We start from the raw sequence: 17,573 nt of genomic DNA on the forward strand, positions 1-17,573 counted from the left end.
GAGACACTCCCCGGCGCTCTCCTGACACAGTGCGGGCCTTCCGATTATGAAACCTCAACTTTGGCTTGTTGTTCCTGCCGCCGGCATCGGCCAGCGCATGAAAGCTGAATGTCCCAAGCAGTACCTCAAGATCAATAACCGTTTTATCCTCGATATCACGCTCTCCCGTTTACTGGATAACGCGCCGTTCAAGGGCTGTATGGTGCCGTTGAGTCCGGCGGATCACTGGTGGCCGGATAGTGAATCCTCCAGAGACGATCGTATCCAGACCTGTACTGGTGGCAAGGAGCGGACGGATTCGGTGCTTTCGGCGTTGCATGCGCTGGCGGAGCAGGCGGGTGATTCCGATTGGGTGCTGGTGCATGATGCGGCTCGGCCGTGTTTGCATGCCGATGATCTTTCCAACCTGATCGATACGCTGTCTGGCCACCCTGTTGGCGGGCTTTTGGCGGCGCCGGTGGCGGATACTTTGAAGCTGGCGGATGACGGCGTTCCGCCAGAGGTGGCGCAGACGGTGGATCGGAGTCGGTTGTGGCGGGCGTTGACGCCGCAGATGTTTCGGTTTGGTGCGCTCAGGGCCGCTCTTGAATCCTGTCTGGAAAGTGGTCACGGGGTTACCGATGAGTCCTCTGCGATGGAGTTTTCCGGTAAGATGCCTGTTCTGGTGGAAGGGCGGCCGGATAATCTGAAGGTTACGGTGCCGTCGGACCTTGCGCTGGCCGAGTTTATTCTGGGTCGGCTGTAGGGTTTTCCCGCCTCTTGTTTATTTCTGTTTTTCTCGGAGACGATGATGCGCATTGGTCAGGGCTTTGATGTCCATGCCTTTGGTGAGGGCAGTTCTGTCATTCTGGGTGGTGTTGAGATTCCCCATAGTCATGGCTTGAAAGCCCATTCGGATGGCGATGTGCTGTTGCATGCACTGGCGGATGCCCTGCTCGGTGCGGTGGCGCTGGGTGACATCGGGCATTTTTTTCCGGACACCAGCGACGAGTGGGCGGGGGCCGATAGCCGGGATCTGTTGCGTCGGGTGATGCAGCGGGTATTGGAGGAAGGCTTTGCTGTGGTGAATGTGGATACCACGATTATTGCCCAGGCGCCGAAGATGGCACCTCATGTGGAGGCGATGCGTCTCAATATTGCTGAGGATCTGGGGGTGCCGGTGAATCGGGTGAGTGTGAAAGCCACCACCACGGAGAAGCTTGGCTTTACCGGGCGCGGTGAGGGCATTGCCTGCCAGGCAGTGTGTTTGCTCGAACCGGTGGCCATGTGAGTCAGGATAACGGTGGGCCCCGCTGGCGGCTTGAGTGGCCCACGTCTTCGGGCAAGCGCCCGGGCAAGGCGCAATTAAAGTCGGTTCCTGAGGATTTCCGGGTTACGGAGAGACTCTGGCCAGATTCTGAATTGCCAGGTTCCGTGCATGGAGGGGCCGGTGAGCACTTGTGCGTGCGTCTTGAGAAGTCTGGCGACAATACCGAGTATGTTGCCCGGGAGTTGGCGGCCTTGGCGGGTTGCAAGGCGTTTGAGGTGGGCTTTTGTGGTTTGAAGGATCGCCATGCGGTTACCAAGCAATGGTTCAGTCTCTACTGCCCGGGCCGGGAATCCGAGGATGCTGCGCTGCTGCAAGCCATTGGTGCCCGGTGGCCAGTGTTGGCGAGTGGCCGCCATGCACGCAAGCTTCGCCGGGGCGAGCATCTGGGCAATGAATTTGATCTGGTGTTAAGGCAAGTCAGTGGCAATAGAGTGGACATTGAGCAGGCGCTGACGTTGCTTGGCGAGCGGGGAGCCCCAAATTATTTCGGGCCGCAGCGGTTTGGCATTGGCGGCGGCAATCTGGAACGGGCAGTGAATCTTGACCCTTCCCGATTGAACCGGAAGAAAGGCGGCCGTCGCGGCGGTGGCGGAAGCGGTTCGAAAAACGTATTGTACTTTTCGGCGGCACGTTCCTGGTTGTTTAACGAAGTCCTGGCTGCTCGGGTTGAAGCGGGCAACTGGTTCAACGGTGTGCCCGGAGAGCCCTCTGAAGACGGCCAGCCTACCGGGCCACTGTGGGGCGATGGTGGCACTCTGGCAACTGGAGAATTGGCGGAGCTTGAGCGGGCAGTGGTGTCAGAGCACCCGGAGTTTGAGCGGCTGTTTCTCAGCACCCGCATGAAACCGGAGCGTCGGGCCCTGGTAACCCGGCCTGAGCAAATGAACTGGCAGTGGCAGGATGACAATGCCCTGCGGATACAGTTTTTCCTGCCACCGGGGCAGTATGCCACCACGGTGCTGGGAGATATTTTTGAGCTGCAGGACATGAGCCTCAGCCGTGATAATAAGCAAGAAAGCTAGCGGAGAACACTGTGCGTATTTTGTTGTCCAATGATGATGGCGTGCATTCGCCGGGTCTTGTGGCCCTGTTTGAAGGCCTTGGGGGCCTTGGTGTGTTGGAGGTGGTTGCGCCGGACCGTGACCACAGCGGAGCCAGTAATGCCTTGACGTTAAGCCGCCCGCTGACGGTGGAAGAGCACCCCAACGGGTTTCACTCGGTTGATGGTACGCCCACCGATTGCGTGCATCTGGCGGTGAACGGCCTGTTCGATCAGCCTTTTGATCGAGTCGTGTCCGGTATCAACACCCACGCCAACCTGGGCGACGACATTATCTATTCCGGAACGGTAGCTGCGGCCACTGAAGGTCGTCACCTTGGGCTACCGGCTATTGCCGTATCACTGGTTAACGATGGCCATTTCCATTATGACACCGCCGCACGGGTGGTTCGTTTGCTGCTGGAGGACAAGCGGGCCCTGGCGTTGGGGCCTCGTTCAATCCTCAATGTGAACGTTCCTGATCTGCCTTGGCACGAACTCTCCGGTATCCAGGTCACTCGCCTGGGCCATCGGGAGAGGGCAGAAGGGGCGGTTCCGATGACTTGTCCCCGAGGCAAGCAGCGCTACTGGATCGGTGCCGCAGGCCGCGGCGGCGATGCCGGGCCTGGCACGGATTTTCATGCGGTACGTGAGGGTTATGTTTCCATTACCCCTGTCCACGTTGATATGACCCGTTACGAAGCACTGCCGGGGCTGCGGGACTGGGTAGATGGTTTGGAAGGTGCCAGGGGGGCGACATCGTGATCGCTCAACTTGAAGGGATCGGTATGACGTCCAGGCGCACCCGCCTGCGACTGGTGCAGCGGTTACGGGAAGCTGGCATTGAATCAGACCGGGTACTGGAGGTGATTGGTCAGGTACCCCGGCACATCTTCCTGGACGAAGCCCTTGCCCACCGCGCCTACGAGGATACCTCACTACCCATCGGCTATGGCCAGACCCTCTCCCAGCCCTACATTGTTGCCCGCATGACGGAGCTGCTGCTGGCGCATCAGCCGGCCCGGGTGCTGGAGCTGGGCACCGGTTCCGGGTATCAGACCACGGTGTTATCGCAGTTGTTCGATGACATCTACAGCGTTGAACGCATACGCCCGTTGCAGGAGCGAGCCCGGGACCGTCTGCGGCAGCTCAATATTCGCAATGTCATGCTCAAGCATGCGGATGGTGGTATGGGCTGGCCCGAGCGGGGGCCTTTTGATGGCATTATCGTGACCGCTGCGCCGGTAGACGTGCCACAGGAATTGCTCGATCAGCTAGCCGACGGTGGTGTACTGATCGCCCCGGTTGGCGAGCACCAGCAGGTTCTGGTGGAGATCATTCGTCGTGGGGAACGTTTTGAGCGGCGCGAACTGGAGCCTGTTCATTTTGTACCCTTGCTGGGTGGGGTTGTTCGCTGATGCAGCCTAAGCCCGATAGCGAAACAAACCGCGCACATCACCCGGCCGCGGTATTCCTGCGGGGTATGGCCATGGGCGCTGCGGATATCGTGCCGGGGGTGTCTGGCGGCACCATTGCGTTCATAACGGGCATCTATTTCCGCCTGCTGGAAGCCATCAGCGCCACACCGGTGGCCTTTGTCCGGAAACTGCTCAAAGGGGATGTGGCCGGCTTCTGGCGCTCGGTGGATGGTACCTTCCTGGTGTGCCTTCTGGCCGGTGTGTTAACCAGTATTGTCAGCCTGGCCTCGCTGATTACCTGGCTCCTGGAGAGCCATCCGGTGTTGATCTGGAGCTTCTTTTTCGGCTTGATTGTTGCGTCTGTCTGGCATGTGGGGCAACAGATTCGACGGGCAACGCCGGCAATGTTGGTTCCTTTGGCCTGCGGTATTGTGTTTGCCTGGTGGGTAACCACGTTGCCAGCCAGTGAGCTGGCACCAACGGGCATTGCCTTCCTGGGTGCGGGGGCACTGGCTATCTGTGCGATGATCCTGCCGGGTATCTCCGGCAGCTTTCTGTTGTTGATCATCGGTATGTATGCACCGGTCCTGGCGGCAATAAAATCCGTGGAACTGATCCATCTGGGGTTGTTTGCCACGGGCTGCCTGATCGGCCTGCTGTCGGTGGCCAGGGTAATCACCCTGGCGTTCCGGCATTTTCACGACACCGTATTAGCGCTATTGACGGGCTTTATGGTGGGGGCGCTGAGCAAGGTGTGGCCGTGGCAGAAAACCCTGAGTTGGCGTACCAATAGCGCTGGTGAGCAGGTGGCCGTGAGCCAGGCTCCGGTAGGCCCGGAAACCTGGGCCAGCCTGTATGGCCAGGACCCGCAGATAATGCTGGCCATCGCCATGGCCATTGCGGGTTTAGTCGTTGTGCTTGCGTTGGAATGGTTTGGGCGGATATCGGCCCGACGGCACCAGAATGTCGGGCCTTGACCGATAAAAGTGTTACCTGACGCACAAAATGTCGTTCCGGACGGTAACAAACCTGTGCGCAGAGTAACTTGGAATTGATTACAAAATGTGCAATATATTAGTAGGTTAGTCCTGAAACATGAGAAATTGCATCGAAAGTGATCAGTTTCTTAGATAGATTTATCATAATCAGGCGTTTGTTATTACGTGATTCTCTTTAGCCGGCACATTCAAGCTGTTCTTCCTATCAGGCTGCCGCCTGCTACGGAAGCGTTCTGCCGGCGGCGCACCGGCCTGCCCGTTGTGGTATCTGCTGTCCTGTTGCTGTTGGCAATGCTTGGCTTATCCGGCTGCAACACCAACGCGATCTATGGCGACGACCTTTACAACCCCCCTGTGTATTGGGGTAGTCATGTTGTGAAACCCGGGGAAACCCTGTACGGCATTGCCTGGCGTTATGGTCGCGACTATCGGGAGCTGGGTGATGCCAATGGCCTGGCGCCACCCTGGAACATCAAAGCCGGGCAGGTGCTCCGGCTCGACAGGAAGGGCACCATTCGCCAGACCGCGCAGGCATCTCCTCCGCCCAGACAATCCGCGCCTGCTCCCAGGCCCAGCACCAGCACGAGGGCACCAGCGCCCACAGCCTCCAAACCGGCTGCCAGAGCACCGGCCCCGGCGCCTCAGACGCGCACGGGTGGCCAGGTGGCTTCTGACATCCGCTGGAACTGGCCGCACTCTGGCACCGTTATTGCAAACTTTTCAGAGTCAGGAAAAGTCAATAAAGGTATTGATATTGCCGGGAATCCCGGTGATGCTGTGAAGGCGGCGGCGAATGGAAGTGTGGTGTATGCCGGTAACGGGTTGCTGGGTTACGGGAACCTGATTATCGTTAATCATAACGAGCACTACCTGAGCGCATACGCACACAACCGCAAGATTTTGGTGCAAGAAGGGGAGGATGTAAAAGCCGGACAGGTAATCGCGGAACTGGGAAGTTCTGGCACCGACAAACCGATGTTGCATTTCGAGATTCGCAAGAACGGCAACCCGGTTGACCCTGCCAGATACCTGCCACGACGTTGATTGATCAGAAAACTGGATATTTCTGAACAGATTACCGGTAAGGCCTGACTGAAAACCGCAAAGTAAAAAAAACAAGAACGGCAACTGTGATTGCCAGCCAACAAGCTAATGTCCTGAAGAAAACCAAACCGGAATAGGCCCGCAATAACAAGAAGTATCGGGCGTAACAGGATTATTGAGAGGCGGGGTAAACCATGTCAGCAGAGCAAGAAGACATCATTATTGATCGTGTTGCAGATCTGGATGAAGCAGACGATCATCTGTTAGCGGAAGATAAGCCTGAAAAACCATCGGCAGACGACTCGGTGGCAGAAGCGGAAGACGATTTTCCCACCCAGGGAAAGTATTTCACCAGTCAGAAACAGCTCGATGCTACGCAGCTGTACCTCAATGAAATCGGTTTCTCACCACTACTCACGCCTGAGGAAGAAGTCTACTTCGCGCGGCTCGCCCGTAAAGGCGAAGAGTCCGGTCGCAAGCGCATGATCGAAAGCAACCTGAGACTGGTTGTGAAAATCGCCCGGCGCTATGTGAATCGTGGGCTGACCCTGCTCGACCTGATTGAAGAGGGTAACCTGGGCCTGATCCGTGCCGTTGAGAAATTTGACCCGGAGCGGGGCTTCCGGTTTTCAACCTACGCCACTTGGTGGATTCGCCAGACCATCGAGCGGGCGATCATGAACCAGACCCGCACCATCCGCCTGCCCATCCACGTGGTCAAGGAGCTGAACCTTTATCTTCGGGCAGCCCGGGAGTTGACCCAGAAGCTGGACCACGAGCCCACCGCCGAGGAAATCGCACGCATGGTGGACAAGCCGGTGGCGGATGTGAAGCGCATGCTCGGCCTGAATGAGCGCGTGGCGTCCATGGACACGCCGATTGGTGCCGGCAGCGACAAATCGCTGTTGGACACCGTCGCCGATGAGGGCGCTCTGGACCCGGCGGATCTGCTTCAGGACAACAACATGTGTTCCTGCCTGGAAAAGTGGATTGACCAGCTGAGCGACAAACAGCAGGAAGTGCTTTCCCGCCGTTTTGGGTTGCGCGGTTACCCCATCAGTACCCTGGAAGAGGTGGGCCAGGAAATCGGGTTGACCCGTGAACGAGTGCGCCAGATCCAGGTTGAGGCGTTACGGCGTCTCAGGGAAATTCTGGAAAAAGAAGGTTTGTCTGGTAGCTTGCTGTTTAAATAGCCCCGGAGCCAGGGATAAGGAAAAGCCAGCCATGGCAACATGGCTGGCTTTTTTGTTAAATGTGGCAGCAATTGAGAACCAGGTGGCGATAGGCCTCTAATTTTCATTGTTAGAATGTCGTCTCCCGGCGGGAATAGGGTGTCGAATCCGGGGACGAATGAAACATTCAATAATAATGATCGAAAGGAAAGGACTATGAAGAAGACGCTTATCACAGGTTTCGCATCTCTGCTGCTGACAGGCGCTTTGGCTGCACCGGCTTATGCCCTGAATGTTGGCGGTGTCGATGTGCCGGACACCTATTCTGCCATGGGGCAGGAGTTGCAGCTTAATGGCGCAGGAACTCGCTCCAAGTGGTTTATGAATCTGTACGTTGGTGGCCTTTATGTACCGGAGAAAGTGGCCGATGCTGAAGCGGTTATTGATGCCGATGAGCCCCAGGCCATTACCCTGCATATCACCTCTGGCATGATCACCAGCGAGCGCATGACGGAAGCCACTATGGAGGGATTCCAGGCGTCCACCGGTGGTGACCTGTCTGGTATTCAGGCTGAGGTAGACCAGTTCATGGCGGTATTCCAGGAAGAGATCAAAGAAGGCGATGTCTTCGATCTGGTCTATGTGCCGGAGCAGGGCGTTCAGGTGCTTAAAAACGGTGAACAGCGCGACACCGTGGGCGACCTGGAGTTCAAGAAAGCCTTGTTTGGTATCTGGCTGTCTGACAAGCCGGCTCAGAAAGACCTGAAAGAGAAGATGCTGGGCAAACGCTGAAGCAATCTGTTTGCCTGCAAAAAAGCCGGCATTTGCCGGCTTTTTTAATGTTGGATTACTGGTAGTCCCGTTTCTGCTTGAATTCGCAAAGATCTTCAATCAGACAGGCCCCACACTTGGGCTTGCGGGCGGTACAGGTGTATCGGCCATGCAGAATCAGCCAATGGTGGGCATCCATCAGAAACTCTCTAGGCACCAGCCTCATCAGTCGTTTCTCAACTTCGACCACATTTTTGCCCGGCGCAATACCGGTGCGGTTTGAAACCCGGAAAATATGGGTATCAACCGCCATTGCAGGCTGTCGGAATGCTGTATTCAAAACCACGTTGGCGGTTTTACGACCAACGCCGGGCAGGGCTTCCAGGGCCTCACGATTGTCCGGTACCTGACTGTTGTGCTGCTCCATCAGAATCTTGCAGGTTTTGATGACATTCTCGGCTTTACTGTTAAACAGACCGATGGTTTTGATGTATTCCTTCAGGCCGTCCACGCCCAGTGCGTAGATGGTCTCGGGTGTGTTGGCGACGGGATACAGTTTATCGGTGGCCTTGTTCACCCCTACGTCCGTTGCCTGAGCAGACAGAATCACGGCAATCAGCAGCTCAAACGGCGTACTGTAGTTCAGCTCTGTCGTGGGATTGGGGTTTTCGTCCCGTAGCCGGGTGAAAATCTCAATTCGCTTCTGTTTGTTCATCGTGGCTCAAAATTCATTGTTCAGGAAATGGTGCCGGTTACCCGTACCCGTTTACTGCCTGCGCTGGTGCTCGCGGGCTCTGCCGCCTTCCGGCGCTCTTTGATCTGGTGATCAATGCCGTTCTTGAGTGCAATCAGCAAGCCGAGACCAACGAAAGCCCCCGGCGGCAGTACCATAAACAGCATATCCGGATAGTGTTCAAAGGGCCGGATCACCCAATCACTCGCCATGGGGCCCAGCAAAAGATGCATGTCGGCGAACAGGGTGCCCTGGCCAACGAGTTCCCGCATTCCACCCAGTACCACCAGCACCGCCAGAAAGCCGAGGCCCATCATCGCGCCGTCCAGCAGGGCCGGTAGTGGCGGGTTCTTGGATGCAAAGGCATCGGCACGGCCGAGAATGGCGCAGTTGGTCACGATCAGCGGAATGAAAATGCCAAGAATCTGGTAAAGCTCGTAGGTGAAGGCCTGCATCAGCAATTCGGCACAGGTTACAAACGATGCAATGATCATCACAAACGCCGGAAGGCGGACGGATTCGTTGACGAAGTTACGGATGATGGAGACCGACAGGTTGGAGCCAATCAGAACCATCAGCGTGGCGATACCGAGGCCAATGGCATTCACCACGGTGCTGGTTACGGCCAGCAGCGGGCATAAGCCGAGCACCTGAACCAGGGCCGGGTTATTGGTCCACAGGCCGTCTCTGATGATTTCAGCGGATGATTTAGTGGCCATGATCAGGAATGCTCCGCAGGAGTGGATTCACCGGCAATGGCTTCCGGAGTCAGGGTTCGGTTTCTGGGCGCGGGTGGTTCGTTCAGCCGCTCCCGGATAATATCCCGGTTCTGGTGGAAGTAGACCAGCGAATGCTGTACGGCTTTGACCACCGCCCGGGGCGTGATGGTGGCACCGGTAAACTGGTCAAACACACCACCGTTCTTTTTTACGTTCCACTGCTCGGCGGGCGGACTGCCCAGCGAGCGACCATCAAAACTGTACACCCAGTCGGATTTCCGGGTTTCAATACGGTCTCCGAGCCCCGGGGTTTCCCGGTGGTTAGTGACCCGCACACCCAGTATGCGGCCGTCCAGATCAATGCCTACCAGCAATCGGATTTCGCCGGAATAACCATCCGGAGCAACGGCTGGCAGGATCATGCCAATTGGCTGGCCATTGCGCCGGGCCACCCAGGCTTTGACCGGTTCACTGCCCGGTTGGCGAGCATTGGCGGGCAGAGTGATGACATCGCGCAGCATATCGTTGTCGTGCTGGTGTTCGGGGATAATCTCAAACAGGGCGCGCGCTTCGGCCCGCTCGGCCTGTTCCTGAATGCGGTCTTTGGTGATGCCCTGGGTCAGGGCAATGGTGCCACCCGTGATGACGGCAAACAGCCCAAGGCCGATGGCACTGCGACGGATAGAGGTCGTAATGGCATTCATCGCTTAACCTCCACTTTTGCTGGGCACGCCACGCTTGGCCTTGTGATGACCATAGGTTCTGGGCGGGGTGTAGTGGTCGATAAACGGCACCGCGAAATTCATCAGCAGCACACTGAAGGCTATTGCATCGGGGTAATTGCCCCAGGTTCGAATCAGATAAACCAGCACGCCAATGCCGGCGCCATAGATCAGCTTGCCCTGGTGACTGGTGGCGGCGGAGACCGGGTCGGTGGCGATAAAGAAAGCACCCAGCATGGTGCCGCCGGCCAGTAAGTGAAGCTGCAATGGTGCGTACAGGTCGGCATTGCTACCGAATGCCAGACTCATCACAACGATGGCGGCCAGGAAAGCGACGGGTATATGCCAGGTGATGATTCGGAGCCAGATCAGTAACAAGCCGCCAGCCAGAAAGGCCAGGTTGACCCATTCCCAGCCACGGGCAACCAGGTCGCCAAAGGTTGGGTGCTGCAGCACTTCGGCGGCGGTGTGGGTGGCGATCTTGTGTTTGTATTCGTCCAGTGGCGTCGCCATGGTCCAGGCATCGATGGTGGTCTGGCTGGCGGAGAAGATAGTGGCCAGGGTTTCACCAAAAACCGGTGCGCCACCCCACAGGGTTGCCGCCTGGGCCCAGTTGGTGGTCATTGCCACCGGGAAGGAAATGAGTGCCAGGGCATAACCCACCATGGCCGGATTGAATGGGTTCGACCCAAGCCCGCCGTATAGCTGTTTAGCCACGACAATGGCGGAAATCACCGCGATGGCGGAAACCCACCAGGGCGCGAACTGTGGCAGCGACAAGCCGAGCAGCAGACCGGTTACCGCGGCGGTATTGTCTTTGAGGAAGAATGAAATGGGTTTGCCACGCAGTTTCAGGATCGCCGCTTCTGACGCCAGGGCCAGGGCGATACACCAGACCACATTGATCAGGTTGCCCCAACCGAAAAACAGGGTCTGGGCGATCAGGCCAGGTATGGCCGCCAGAATAACCCAGAGCATAACCCGGGATGTCGGCCGGGCATTTCGGGCATGGGGTGATGACTGTTGAACTAATGCCATAAACGATAAGCCTGCAGTGGGTTACTCGGAGGACGCATCCGAGGTGTTGGTGGCCATCTGGCCCCGGGCTTCGGCCAGGGCCTCGCGGGCCCGTTCCACCCGGTCGTGATTCTTGGCCACAGCTCGTTCCAGCTTCTCCACGTTGTCGGCCTGCTGGGCCCTGGCTTCCTCCAGCATGCCCTGCATGGTGCTGAGTTTGGTTTCGGCCTGCATCAGCTGCTTTTCCAGCGTTTCAATATCGGGCTGTTCAACGGCGGGCGCAGCTGCCGGCGCCGGTTCCGCTGTCTGGGCAGCCTTGGCTTTCTTGCGCTCAAGGGCCTGTTGCACCAGCGCCACCTTTGCCGCCCGCTCATCGGTGGCTTCACCCTCGGCAACCGTTTGTTCCGCTTCGGCCTGTTTCTGGGCCTGGGCTTCCGCGGCCGCCTTTGCCCGTTCTTTGCGCCGCAGCTCTTTCTCCTGCTGTTCCCGCTCTAACCGGGCCTGGCGGGCTTCAAAGCGCTCGCGGGCGTGATCGGATTTCAGCTGCTCCGCACGCTGCTTACGGATCTCATCCTTGGCGTAGCGGTAGTATTGAACCAGGGGAATGGAGCTTGGGCAGACGTAGGAGCAGGCGCCACACTCGATGCAATCAAACAGGTTCAGGTGTTCCGCTTTCTCGAATTCCGAGGCCTTCGAGTACCAGAAAAGCTGCTGGGGTAGCAGTTCCATCGGGCAGGCCTCGGCACACTGGCTGCAGCGGATACAGGGCTGTTCCGGTGGTGGTGCGGGCAACTCGTCAACAGTGGCGGCAATGATGCAGTTGGATGTTTTAACCAGCGGTATGGTGTCTGTGGTGAGGGTGTACCCCATCATCGGCCCGCCAAGCACCAGCCGGTTCAGCTGGCTCTTTTGCAGCCCGGCACTCTCAAGCAGGTAACTGACCGGTGTCCCTACCAGTATTTCGAAGTTGCCCGGCTCACCAACGGCCTTGCCAGTAACTGTGACAATGCGGGAGATCAAGGGCTTGCCTTCGAAAACAGCCCGGGACACCGCCATTGCGGTGCCGACGTTCTGGCACATCACGCCGATATCGGCGGGAATGCCTCCACTGGGCACTTCCAGGCCAGTCAGAATCTGGACCAGCTGTTTTTCCCCGCCGGATGGATACTTGGTGGGAATCACCGCAATCTCAATCTGGGTGCCCTGAACCGCTTCCCGCATGGCGGCAATGGCTTCGGGTTTGTTGTCTTCGATACCGACCACACAGCGGGACGGCCGAAGAATCCAGGCCATCACTTTCAAGCCATTGACGACCTCTGTGGCGTGTTCGCGCATGGTCATGTCGTCGGCGGTGATGTACGGCTCGCACTCTGCACCATTGAGAATCAGGGTTTCGACTTTGCGATCCCGGGGCGGGCGCAATTTGATGTCGGTAGGGAAGCCGGCGCCGCCCATACCGGCAATGCCCGCTTCCCGGATCAAGTGCAGTACCTTCTCCCGGTCCAGTTTGTGATAATCGCCGATGGGCTCAAGTTGGCACCACTGGTCTTCGCCATCGGGTTTCAGCACCACGCACCAGTCAGACATGCCAGAAGGGTGAGGAACCGGTCGCAGTTCAATGGCTTCGATAACGCCAGATGTAGACGCATGCACCGGCACGCCCATGCCAGTAGTGACATCGGCAATCTTCTGACCCTTGAGTACACGCTCGCCAACCTCAACAATGACTTCAGCCGGCTCACCGATGTGCTGTTGTAGCGGCAGTACCAAACGTTCCGGTATGCCGGCCATGCGAATGGGGCGGCTGGTGGACTGGTGTTTGTTTTCAGACGGATGAACACCGCCGGAAAAATCCCATAGTTGCGTCATCAGGCACGGGCTCCCTGGCGATCAGTAGCAATAATGGTTGGTTCCGGGGGAGACCAGGTCCAGCTTCGTATGTCTGGCTCAATGGTGACCATGTCAATACAGTCCACGGGGCAGGGCTCCACACACAGGTCACAGCCTGTGCACTCGCTCTCAATAACGGTGTGCATATGTTTTGCGGAGCCAAGAATGGCATCCACCGGGCAAGCCTGAATGCATTTGGTGCAGCCAATGCATTCGTCTTCTCGAATAACCGCAACCCGCTTGGCCTGAGCCACACCGTGTTCGGCGTCCAGGGGCTGTGGCTCCACATCCAGCAGGTCGGCCAGCGCCTTGATGGTGGTTTCACCGCCTGGCGGGCATTTGTTGATGGCATCACCGTTGGCAATGGCTTCAGCGTAGGGGCGGCAGCCTGGGAAACCGCATTGGCCGCATTGGGTTTGAGGCAGCAGAGCATCTATCTGCTCGACCAGGGGGTTACCTTCAACTTTGAAGCGCTCAGAAGCAAAGCCCAGCAATCCGCCGAACACCAGAGCCAGGGCGAGCAGCACCACAACGGCTATCAGGAAACTTGTCCACATAAATCAACCGCTCCGTCAGACCGCAACCAGGCCAGTGAAACCCAGGAATGCCAGCGCCATCAAGCCTGCGGTGATCAAGCCGATAGACGCCCCTCTGAAGGCCACTGGTACATCAGACACGGCAATCCGCTCCCGCATGGCGGCAAACAGCACCAGCACCAGCGAGAAGCCTGCAGCAGCGCCGAAGCCGTACAAAACCGATTCAACGAAGTTGTTGTTCTTGTTGATGTTCAACAGGGCCACGCCAAGCACCGCACAGTTGGTAGTGATCAGCGGCAGGAAAATGCCCAGTACGCGGTAGAGCAGGGGGCTGGTCTTGCGGACCACCATTTCGGTGAACTGAACCACCACGGCAATCACCAGGATAAACGTGATGGTTCTCAGGAACGCCAGATCAAGGGGCTCCAGCAGATAGGTATACGCCAGGTAACTGCACACCGATGCCAGCGTCAGCACAAACGTGGTGGCCAGGGACATACCCATGGCGGTTTCCAGCTTGCCGGAAACCCCCATGAACGGACACAGCCCCAGGAACTGCACCAGCACGAAGTTGTTCACCAGAATGGTACTGACCAGTATCAGCAAATACTCTGTCATCGGAGTGTCTCTGCCTGTTGCCGCTTACATAACCCGCATGCCGGGCTTGGCACCGGAGTCGGGCGACAGAATGAAAATCTCTTTGCCGCCGGGGCCCGCCGCCAGGACCATGCCTTCGGACATGCCAAACTTCATCTTCCGGGGTTTCAGGTTGGCCACCATCACGGTCATACGGCCTTCCAGGTCTTCCGGTTTGTAAGCAGATTTGATACCAGCAAACACATTGCGCTCGCCATGCCCCACATCAAGAGTCAGGCGAAGAAGCTTGTCTGCGCCTTTAACATGTTCGGCTTTGACAATCTTTGCCACGCGAAGATCCACTTTGGCGAAATCCGGGAACTCAATTTCGTCTGCAACTGGTTCCAGATCCTGCACAGGCTGTTTATTGGTGTCGCCCAGTGCCGCTGGTAGCTCTTCTTTCGAGGCATCCAGCATTTTCTCGATCTGCACCATGTCGACCCGGTTCATCAGGGGCTTGAACTTGTCGATACCATGATCTTCCAGAAGTTCATGGCGGCGATTCCAGTTAAGCCGGTCATTCAGGAACGATTCGGAGGCCTGGGCCATCTTGGGCAGCACCGGTGCCAGATACGTGATCAGCAGGCGGAACATGTTGATGGCGTTGGTACAGATGGCCTGCAGCTTGTCATCCTGGCCTTCCTGCTTGGCGATCACCCATGGCTGCTCGTCGTTCACGTACTGGTTGGCAATGTCGGCCAGCTCCATGATCCGGCGCATGGCGCGGCCGAACTCTCGTGTTTCGTAGAACTCGGCAATCTGCTCACCGGCGTCGATAAACTCTTTCAGCTTGTCCTGTTCGGTGACCTTGCCCAGCTTGCCGTCAAAGCGCTTGGTGATGAACCCGGCGCTGCGGCTGGCGATGTTCACCACCTTGCCCACCAGGTCCGAGTTCACCCGGGCGGCGAAGTCTTCCAGGTTCAGGTCCATGTCATCCACGCCACCGGTCAGCTTGGCGGCGAAGTAGTAGCGCAGGTATTCCGGGTCCAGATGGTCCAGGTAGGTGCGGGCCATGATGAAGGTGCCGCGGGATTTGGACATCTTCTTGCCGTTGACCGTGACAAAACCATGGGCCCAGACCGCCGTTGGCGTGCGGAAGCCGGCATCGTGCAGCATCGACGGCCAGAACAGGGCGTGGAAATTGATGATGTCCTTGCCGATGAAGTGGTACACCTCGGCGGTGGAATCTTTCTTCCAGAAATGCTCGAAATCGATGCCTTCGCGGTTACACAGGTTCTTGAAGCTGGCCAGGTAACCAATGGGGGCGTCCAGCCAGACATAGAAATACTTGCCGGGCGCGTCCGGAATTTCGAACCCGAAATAGGGCGCATCCCGGCTGATATCCCACTCTTGCAGGCCCGCATCCAGCCACTCGGCCAGCTTGTTGGCCACCTGCGGCTGAAGGGCACCACTGCGGGTCCACTTGCTCAGGAAATCGTGGAACTCCGGCAGCTTGAAGAAATAGTGCTCGGACTCCTTCTCAACCGGCGTAGCGCCCGACACCGCAGAGCGGGGATTGATCAACTCGGCCGGGGTGTAGGTGGCGCCACAGGCTTCGCAGTTATCGCCGTACTGATCTTCCGCCTTGCACTTGGGGCAAGTGCCCTTAATGAAACGGTCCGCCAGGAACATCTGCTTTTCAGGATCATAGAACTGGGTGATATTGCGGGTGGCGATATTCCCGTTCTGCTGGATCTGGCGGTAAATGTACTCGGAGAAAAACTGGTTCTCCTCCGAATGGGTGGAATAGTAGTTATTGAAACGGATGTGGAAGCCGGCGAAGTCTTCCTGATGCTCCTGGCGAATCCGGTCAATCAGCTGCTCCGGGGTAATCCCCTCACGCTCGGCCCGCAGCATGATGGCAGTGCCATGGGCATCGTCGGCGCAAACGTAGTAGCAGTTGTGGCCACGCATATTCTGGTAGCGCACCCAGATATCGGTCTGAATGTATTCCAGCAGGTGCCCCAGATGAATGGGCCCGTTGGCGTAGGGCAGGGCGCTGGTAACCAGGATATCGCGCTGTTGCTTGCTCGCTTGCGTCATGGTGATGTCCGAACCTTATGTTGAGTCGGGTTGGAAAGACAAAAACGGGGTTCCGGCGACAATCGCAATTGATTGTTCCAGATAAAGACCCCATATGGTCAGAAACGGGCACAGATGATACCTTCCAAGCCATCATTTTTCACCTGCATTCAAGCTTATCAGCTTATTCCGGAGACCCCGATGACCCAGATTTCCCAACAGGCCCTAGAAACTGCCGTCAAAGAATACCGAGACCCCTATCTCAACAAGGACCTGTACGCACTGGGTGCCGTGAAAAGCCTGACCGCCGACGACAACGGCAAGGTCACCCTCATGGTGGAACTGCCGTACCCCTCCAAGGGCATCGCCGGCGGCCTGAAACAGATCGTCGCCAACGCTCTGGAATTTGTGGATGGCGTGGAAAGCGCTGAAGTTCACGTGGCCCAGAAGATCCACAGCTACAAAACCAACAAAGACCTCCCGGCTGTGCCGGGCGTGAAAAACATCATCGCCGTGGCCTCAGGCAAAGGAGGCGTTGGCAAATCCACCACCGCCGTCAACCTCGCCCTGGCCCTGCAGGCCGAGGGCGCCCGGGTTGGCATCCTCGACGCCGACATCTACGGTCCCAGCATCGGCATGATGCTCGGTGTACCCGAAGGCAAACGCCCGGACGTGCGAGAAAACAAATACTTCGTCCCCATGCAGGCCCACGGCCTGCAAGCCAACTCCATGGCCTTCGTCACCACCGACAAAACCCCGATGGTCTGGCGCGGCCCCATGGTCAGCGGCGCGGTGATGCAGCTGCTCCAGCAAACCCTGTGGGATGAACTCGACTACCTCATCATCGACATGCCCCCCGGCACCGGCGACATCCAGCTCACCCTGGCCCAGAAAGTCCCGGTCACCGGCGCCGTCATCGTCACCACCCCCCAGGACATCGCCCTGCTGGACGGCAAAAAAGGCATCGAAATGTTCCGCAAAGTCGACATCCCGGTACTGGGCGTGGTCGAAAACATGAGCGTGCACATCTGCTCCAACTGCGGCCACGAAGAACCCCTCTTCGGCCACGGCGGCGGCGAACGCATCGCAGAAGAATACGAAACCACCCTCCTGGGCCAGCTCCCCCTGCACATGACCATCCGCGAACAAACCGACAGCGGCGCCCCGACCGTCGCGGCTGAACCGGATTCTGAAGTGGCCCGGCGGTACCTCGATATCGCCAGAAGGGTAGGGGCGGAGCTGTCTACCCGGGAGCGGAACCTTGGTGGGACTATCTCCAGTGTTTCCGTCACCGAGCACTAACGAGTTAAGCCAATAGGTAGTTGTAGTCAGGCGAGTAAGAATATACCTCGTATGTGGTGCAGCTCTGTTGGCGGCGATTCCACCAGAGTTTTGTTGGCAGGGGCAGGGATAGCTTTCCAAAAATCTCGTAGGCCATGGATGGCCGGAGCGAAGCGCACATGGATGTGCTCGTAGCGTTTTTTGGAAAGCTATCCCTGCCGCTGCCCCGCACAAAACCAAGAAGGCTAGGAGAGTCAGGCGCCAGA

Annotated in this window: 18 protein-coding genes; 10 read left to right on the top strand and 8 right to left on the bottom strand. The window is 57.7% G+C overall.

Annotated elements, in window-relative coordinates; translation table 11 throughout:
* Positions 1 to 46: 46 nt before the first annotated feature.
* The 9 genes from ispD to ACZ5Q2_RS11665 all read left to right on the top strand — a co-directional run bounded on the left by ispD (position 47) and on the right by ACZ5Q2_RS11665 (position 7,772).
* Positions 47 to 745, top strand: a complete 699-nt coding sequence (ispD, locus tag ACZ5Q2_RS11625) for a 2-C-methyl-D-erythritol 4-phosphate cytidylyltransferase (RefSeq protein WP_061332664.1) — start codon at positions 47 to 49, stop codon at positions 743 to 745.
* Positions 746 to 790: 45 nt separating this feature from the next.
* Positions 791 to 1,270, top strand: a complete 480-nt coding sequence (gene ispF / locus ACZ5Q2_RS11630; protein ID WP_061332665.1) for a 2-C-methyl-D-erythritol 2,4-cyclodiphosphate synthase — start codon at positions 791 to 793, stop codon at positions 1,268 to 1,270.
* Positions 1,267 to 2,331: a tRNA pseudouridine(13) synthase TruD gene (truD, locus tag ACZ5Q2_RS11635; RefSeq protein ID WP_061332666.1), complete on the top strand. Its 1,065-nt coding sequence runs from the start codon at positions 1,267 to 1,269 to the stop codon at positions 2,329 to 2,331. The genes ispF and truD overlap by 4 nt, the downstream gene beginning before the upstream one ends.
* An 11-nt stretch (positions 2,332 to 2,342) precedes the next feature.
* A complete protein-coding gene (surE, locus tag ACZ5Q2_RS11640) occupies positions 2,343 to 3,113 on the top strand; it encodes a 5'/3'-nucleotidase SurE (RefSeq protein WP_061332667.1) in 771 nt (256 codons plus the stop codon).
* On the top strand, positions 3,110 to 3,766 hold the full coding sequence (locus ACZ5Q2_RS11645; protein ID WP_061332668.1) for a protein-L-isoaspartate(D-aspartate) O-methyltransferase: 657 nt from the start codon (positions 3,110 to 3,112) through the stop codon (positions 3,764 to 3,766). The genes surE and ACZ5Q2_RS11645 overlap by 4 nt, the downstream gene beginning before the upstream one ends.
* Entirely contained in the window at positions 3,766 to 4,743 is a 978-nt protein-coding gene (locus ACZ5Q2_RS11650) for a DUF368 domain-containing protein (RefSeq protein WP_061332669.1), read from the top strand. The genes ACZ5Q2_RS11645 and ACZ5Q2_RS11650 overlap by 1 nt, the downstream gene beginning before the upstream one ends.
* A 312-nt stretch (positions 4,744 to 5,055) precedes the next feature.
* A complete protein-coding gene (locus tag ACZ5Q2_RS11655) occupies positions 5,056 to 5,808 on the top strand; it encodes a peptidoglycan DD-metalloendopeptidase family protein (RefSeq protein ID WP_082780594.1) in 753 nt (250 codons plus the stop codon).
* Positions 5,809 to 6,002: 194 nt separating this feature from the next.
* Positions 6,003 to 7,001 carry an RNA polymerase sigma factor RpoS gene (rpoS, locus tag ACZ5Q2_RS11660; RefSeq protein WP_061332670.1) on the top strand — a complete coding sequence of 333 codons (999 nt, stop codon included), beginning with the start codon at positions 6,003 to 6,005 and terminating at the stop codon, positions 6,999 to 7,001.
* A 195-nt stretch (positions 7,002 to 7,196) separates the two neighbouring features.
* Entirely contained in the window at positions 7,197 to 7,772 is a 576-nt protein-coding gene (locus ACZ5Q2_RS11665; RefSeq protein WP_058090333.1) for a chalcone isomerase family protein, read from the top strand.
* 55 nt (positions 7,773 to 7,827) lie between these two features.
* On the opposite strand, the gene nth is transcribed toward ACZ5Q2_RS11665, so the two are convergent.
* From nth to metG, 8 genes are read right to left on the bottom strand one after another with little or no spacing between them, the layout of a single operon-like run.
* A complete protein-coding gene (nth, locus tag ACZ5Q2_RS11670) occupies positions 7,828 to 8,466 on the bottom strand; it encodes an endonuclease III (RefSeq protein ID WP_061332671.1) in 639 nt (212 codons plus the stop codon).
* 20 nt (positions 8,467 to 8,486) lie between these two features.
* A complete protein-coding gene (locus tag ACZ5Q2_RS11675) occupies positions 8,487 to 9,203 on the bottom strand; it encodes an electron transport complex subunit E (RefSeq protein WP_061332672.1) in 717 nt (238 codons plus the stop codon).
* A 2-nt stretch (positions 9,204 to 9,205) separates the two neighbouring features.
* On the bottom strand, positions 9,206 to 9,907 hold the full coding sequence (gene rsxG / locus ACZ5Q2_RS11680; protein ID WP_061332673.1) for an electron transport complex subunit RsxG: 702 nt from the start codon (positions 9,905 to 9,907) through the stop codon (positions 9,206 to 9,208).
* 3 nt (positions 9,908 to 9,910) lie between these two features.
* Entirely contained in the window at positions 9,911 to 10,963 is a 1,053-nt protein-coding gene (gene rsxD, locus ACZ5Q2_RS11685; protein WP_432210094.1) for an electron transport complex subunit RsxD, read from the bottom strand.
* A gap of 21 nt (positions 10,964 to 10,984) precedes the next feature.
* A complete protein-coding gene (gene rsxC, locus ACZ5Q2_RS11690; RefSeq protein ID WP_432210093.1) occupies positions 10,985 to 12,811 on the bottom strand; it encodes an electron transport complex subunit RsxC in 1,827 nt (608 codons plus the stop codon).
* The gene (gene rsxB / locus ACZ5Q2_RS11695) at positions 12,811 to 13,389 is read right to left on the bottom strand and encodes an electron transport complex subunit RsxB (RefSeq protein ID WP_061332676.1); all 579 of its coding nucleotides are present in this window, start codon (positions 13,387 to 13,389) and stop codon (positions 12,811 to 12,813) included. Before rsxB ends, rsxC begins: the two co-directional genes overlap by 1 nt.
* Positions 13,390 to 13,404: 15 nt before the next feature.
* Positions 13,405 to 13,986 (bottom strand): electron transport complex subunit RsxA, encoded by a 582-nt coding sequence (gene rsxA, locus ACZ5Q2_RS11700; protein ID WP_058090326.1) that lies wholly within the window; start codon positions 13,984 to 13,986, stop codon positions 13,405 to 13,407.
* A 24-nt stretch (positions 13,987 to 14,010) separates the two neighbouring features.
* Positions 14,011 to 16,047, bottom strand: coding sequence for a methionine--tRNA ligase (gene metG / locus ACZ5Q2_RS11705; RefSeq protein ID WP_432210092.1), 2,037 nt, complete (start codon positions 16,045 to 16,047; stop codon positions 14,011 to 14,013).
* Between the two features lie 180 nt (positions 16,048 to 16,227).
* On the opposite strand from metG, the gene apbC reads away from it, so the two are divergent.
* Positions 16,228 to 17,328, top strand: a complete 1,101-nt coding sequence (gene apbC, locus ACZ5Q2_RS11710; protein ID WP_230714610.1) for an iron-sulfur cluster carrier protein ApbC — start codon at positions 16,228 to 16,230, stop codon at positions 17,326 to 17,328.
* Positions 17,329 to 17,573: the final 245 nt, after the last annotated feature.

It is taken from the genome of Marinobacter alkaliphilus (assembly GCF_055394375.1).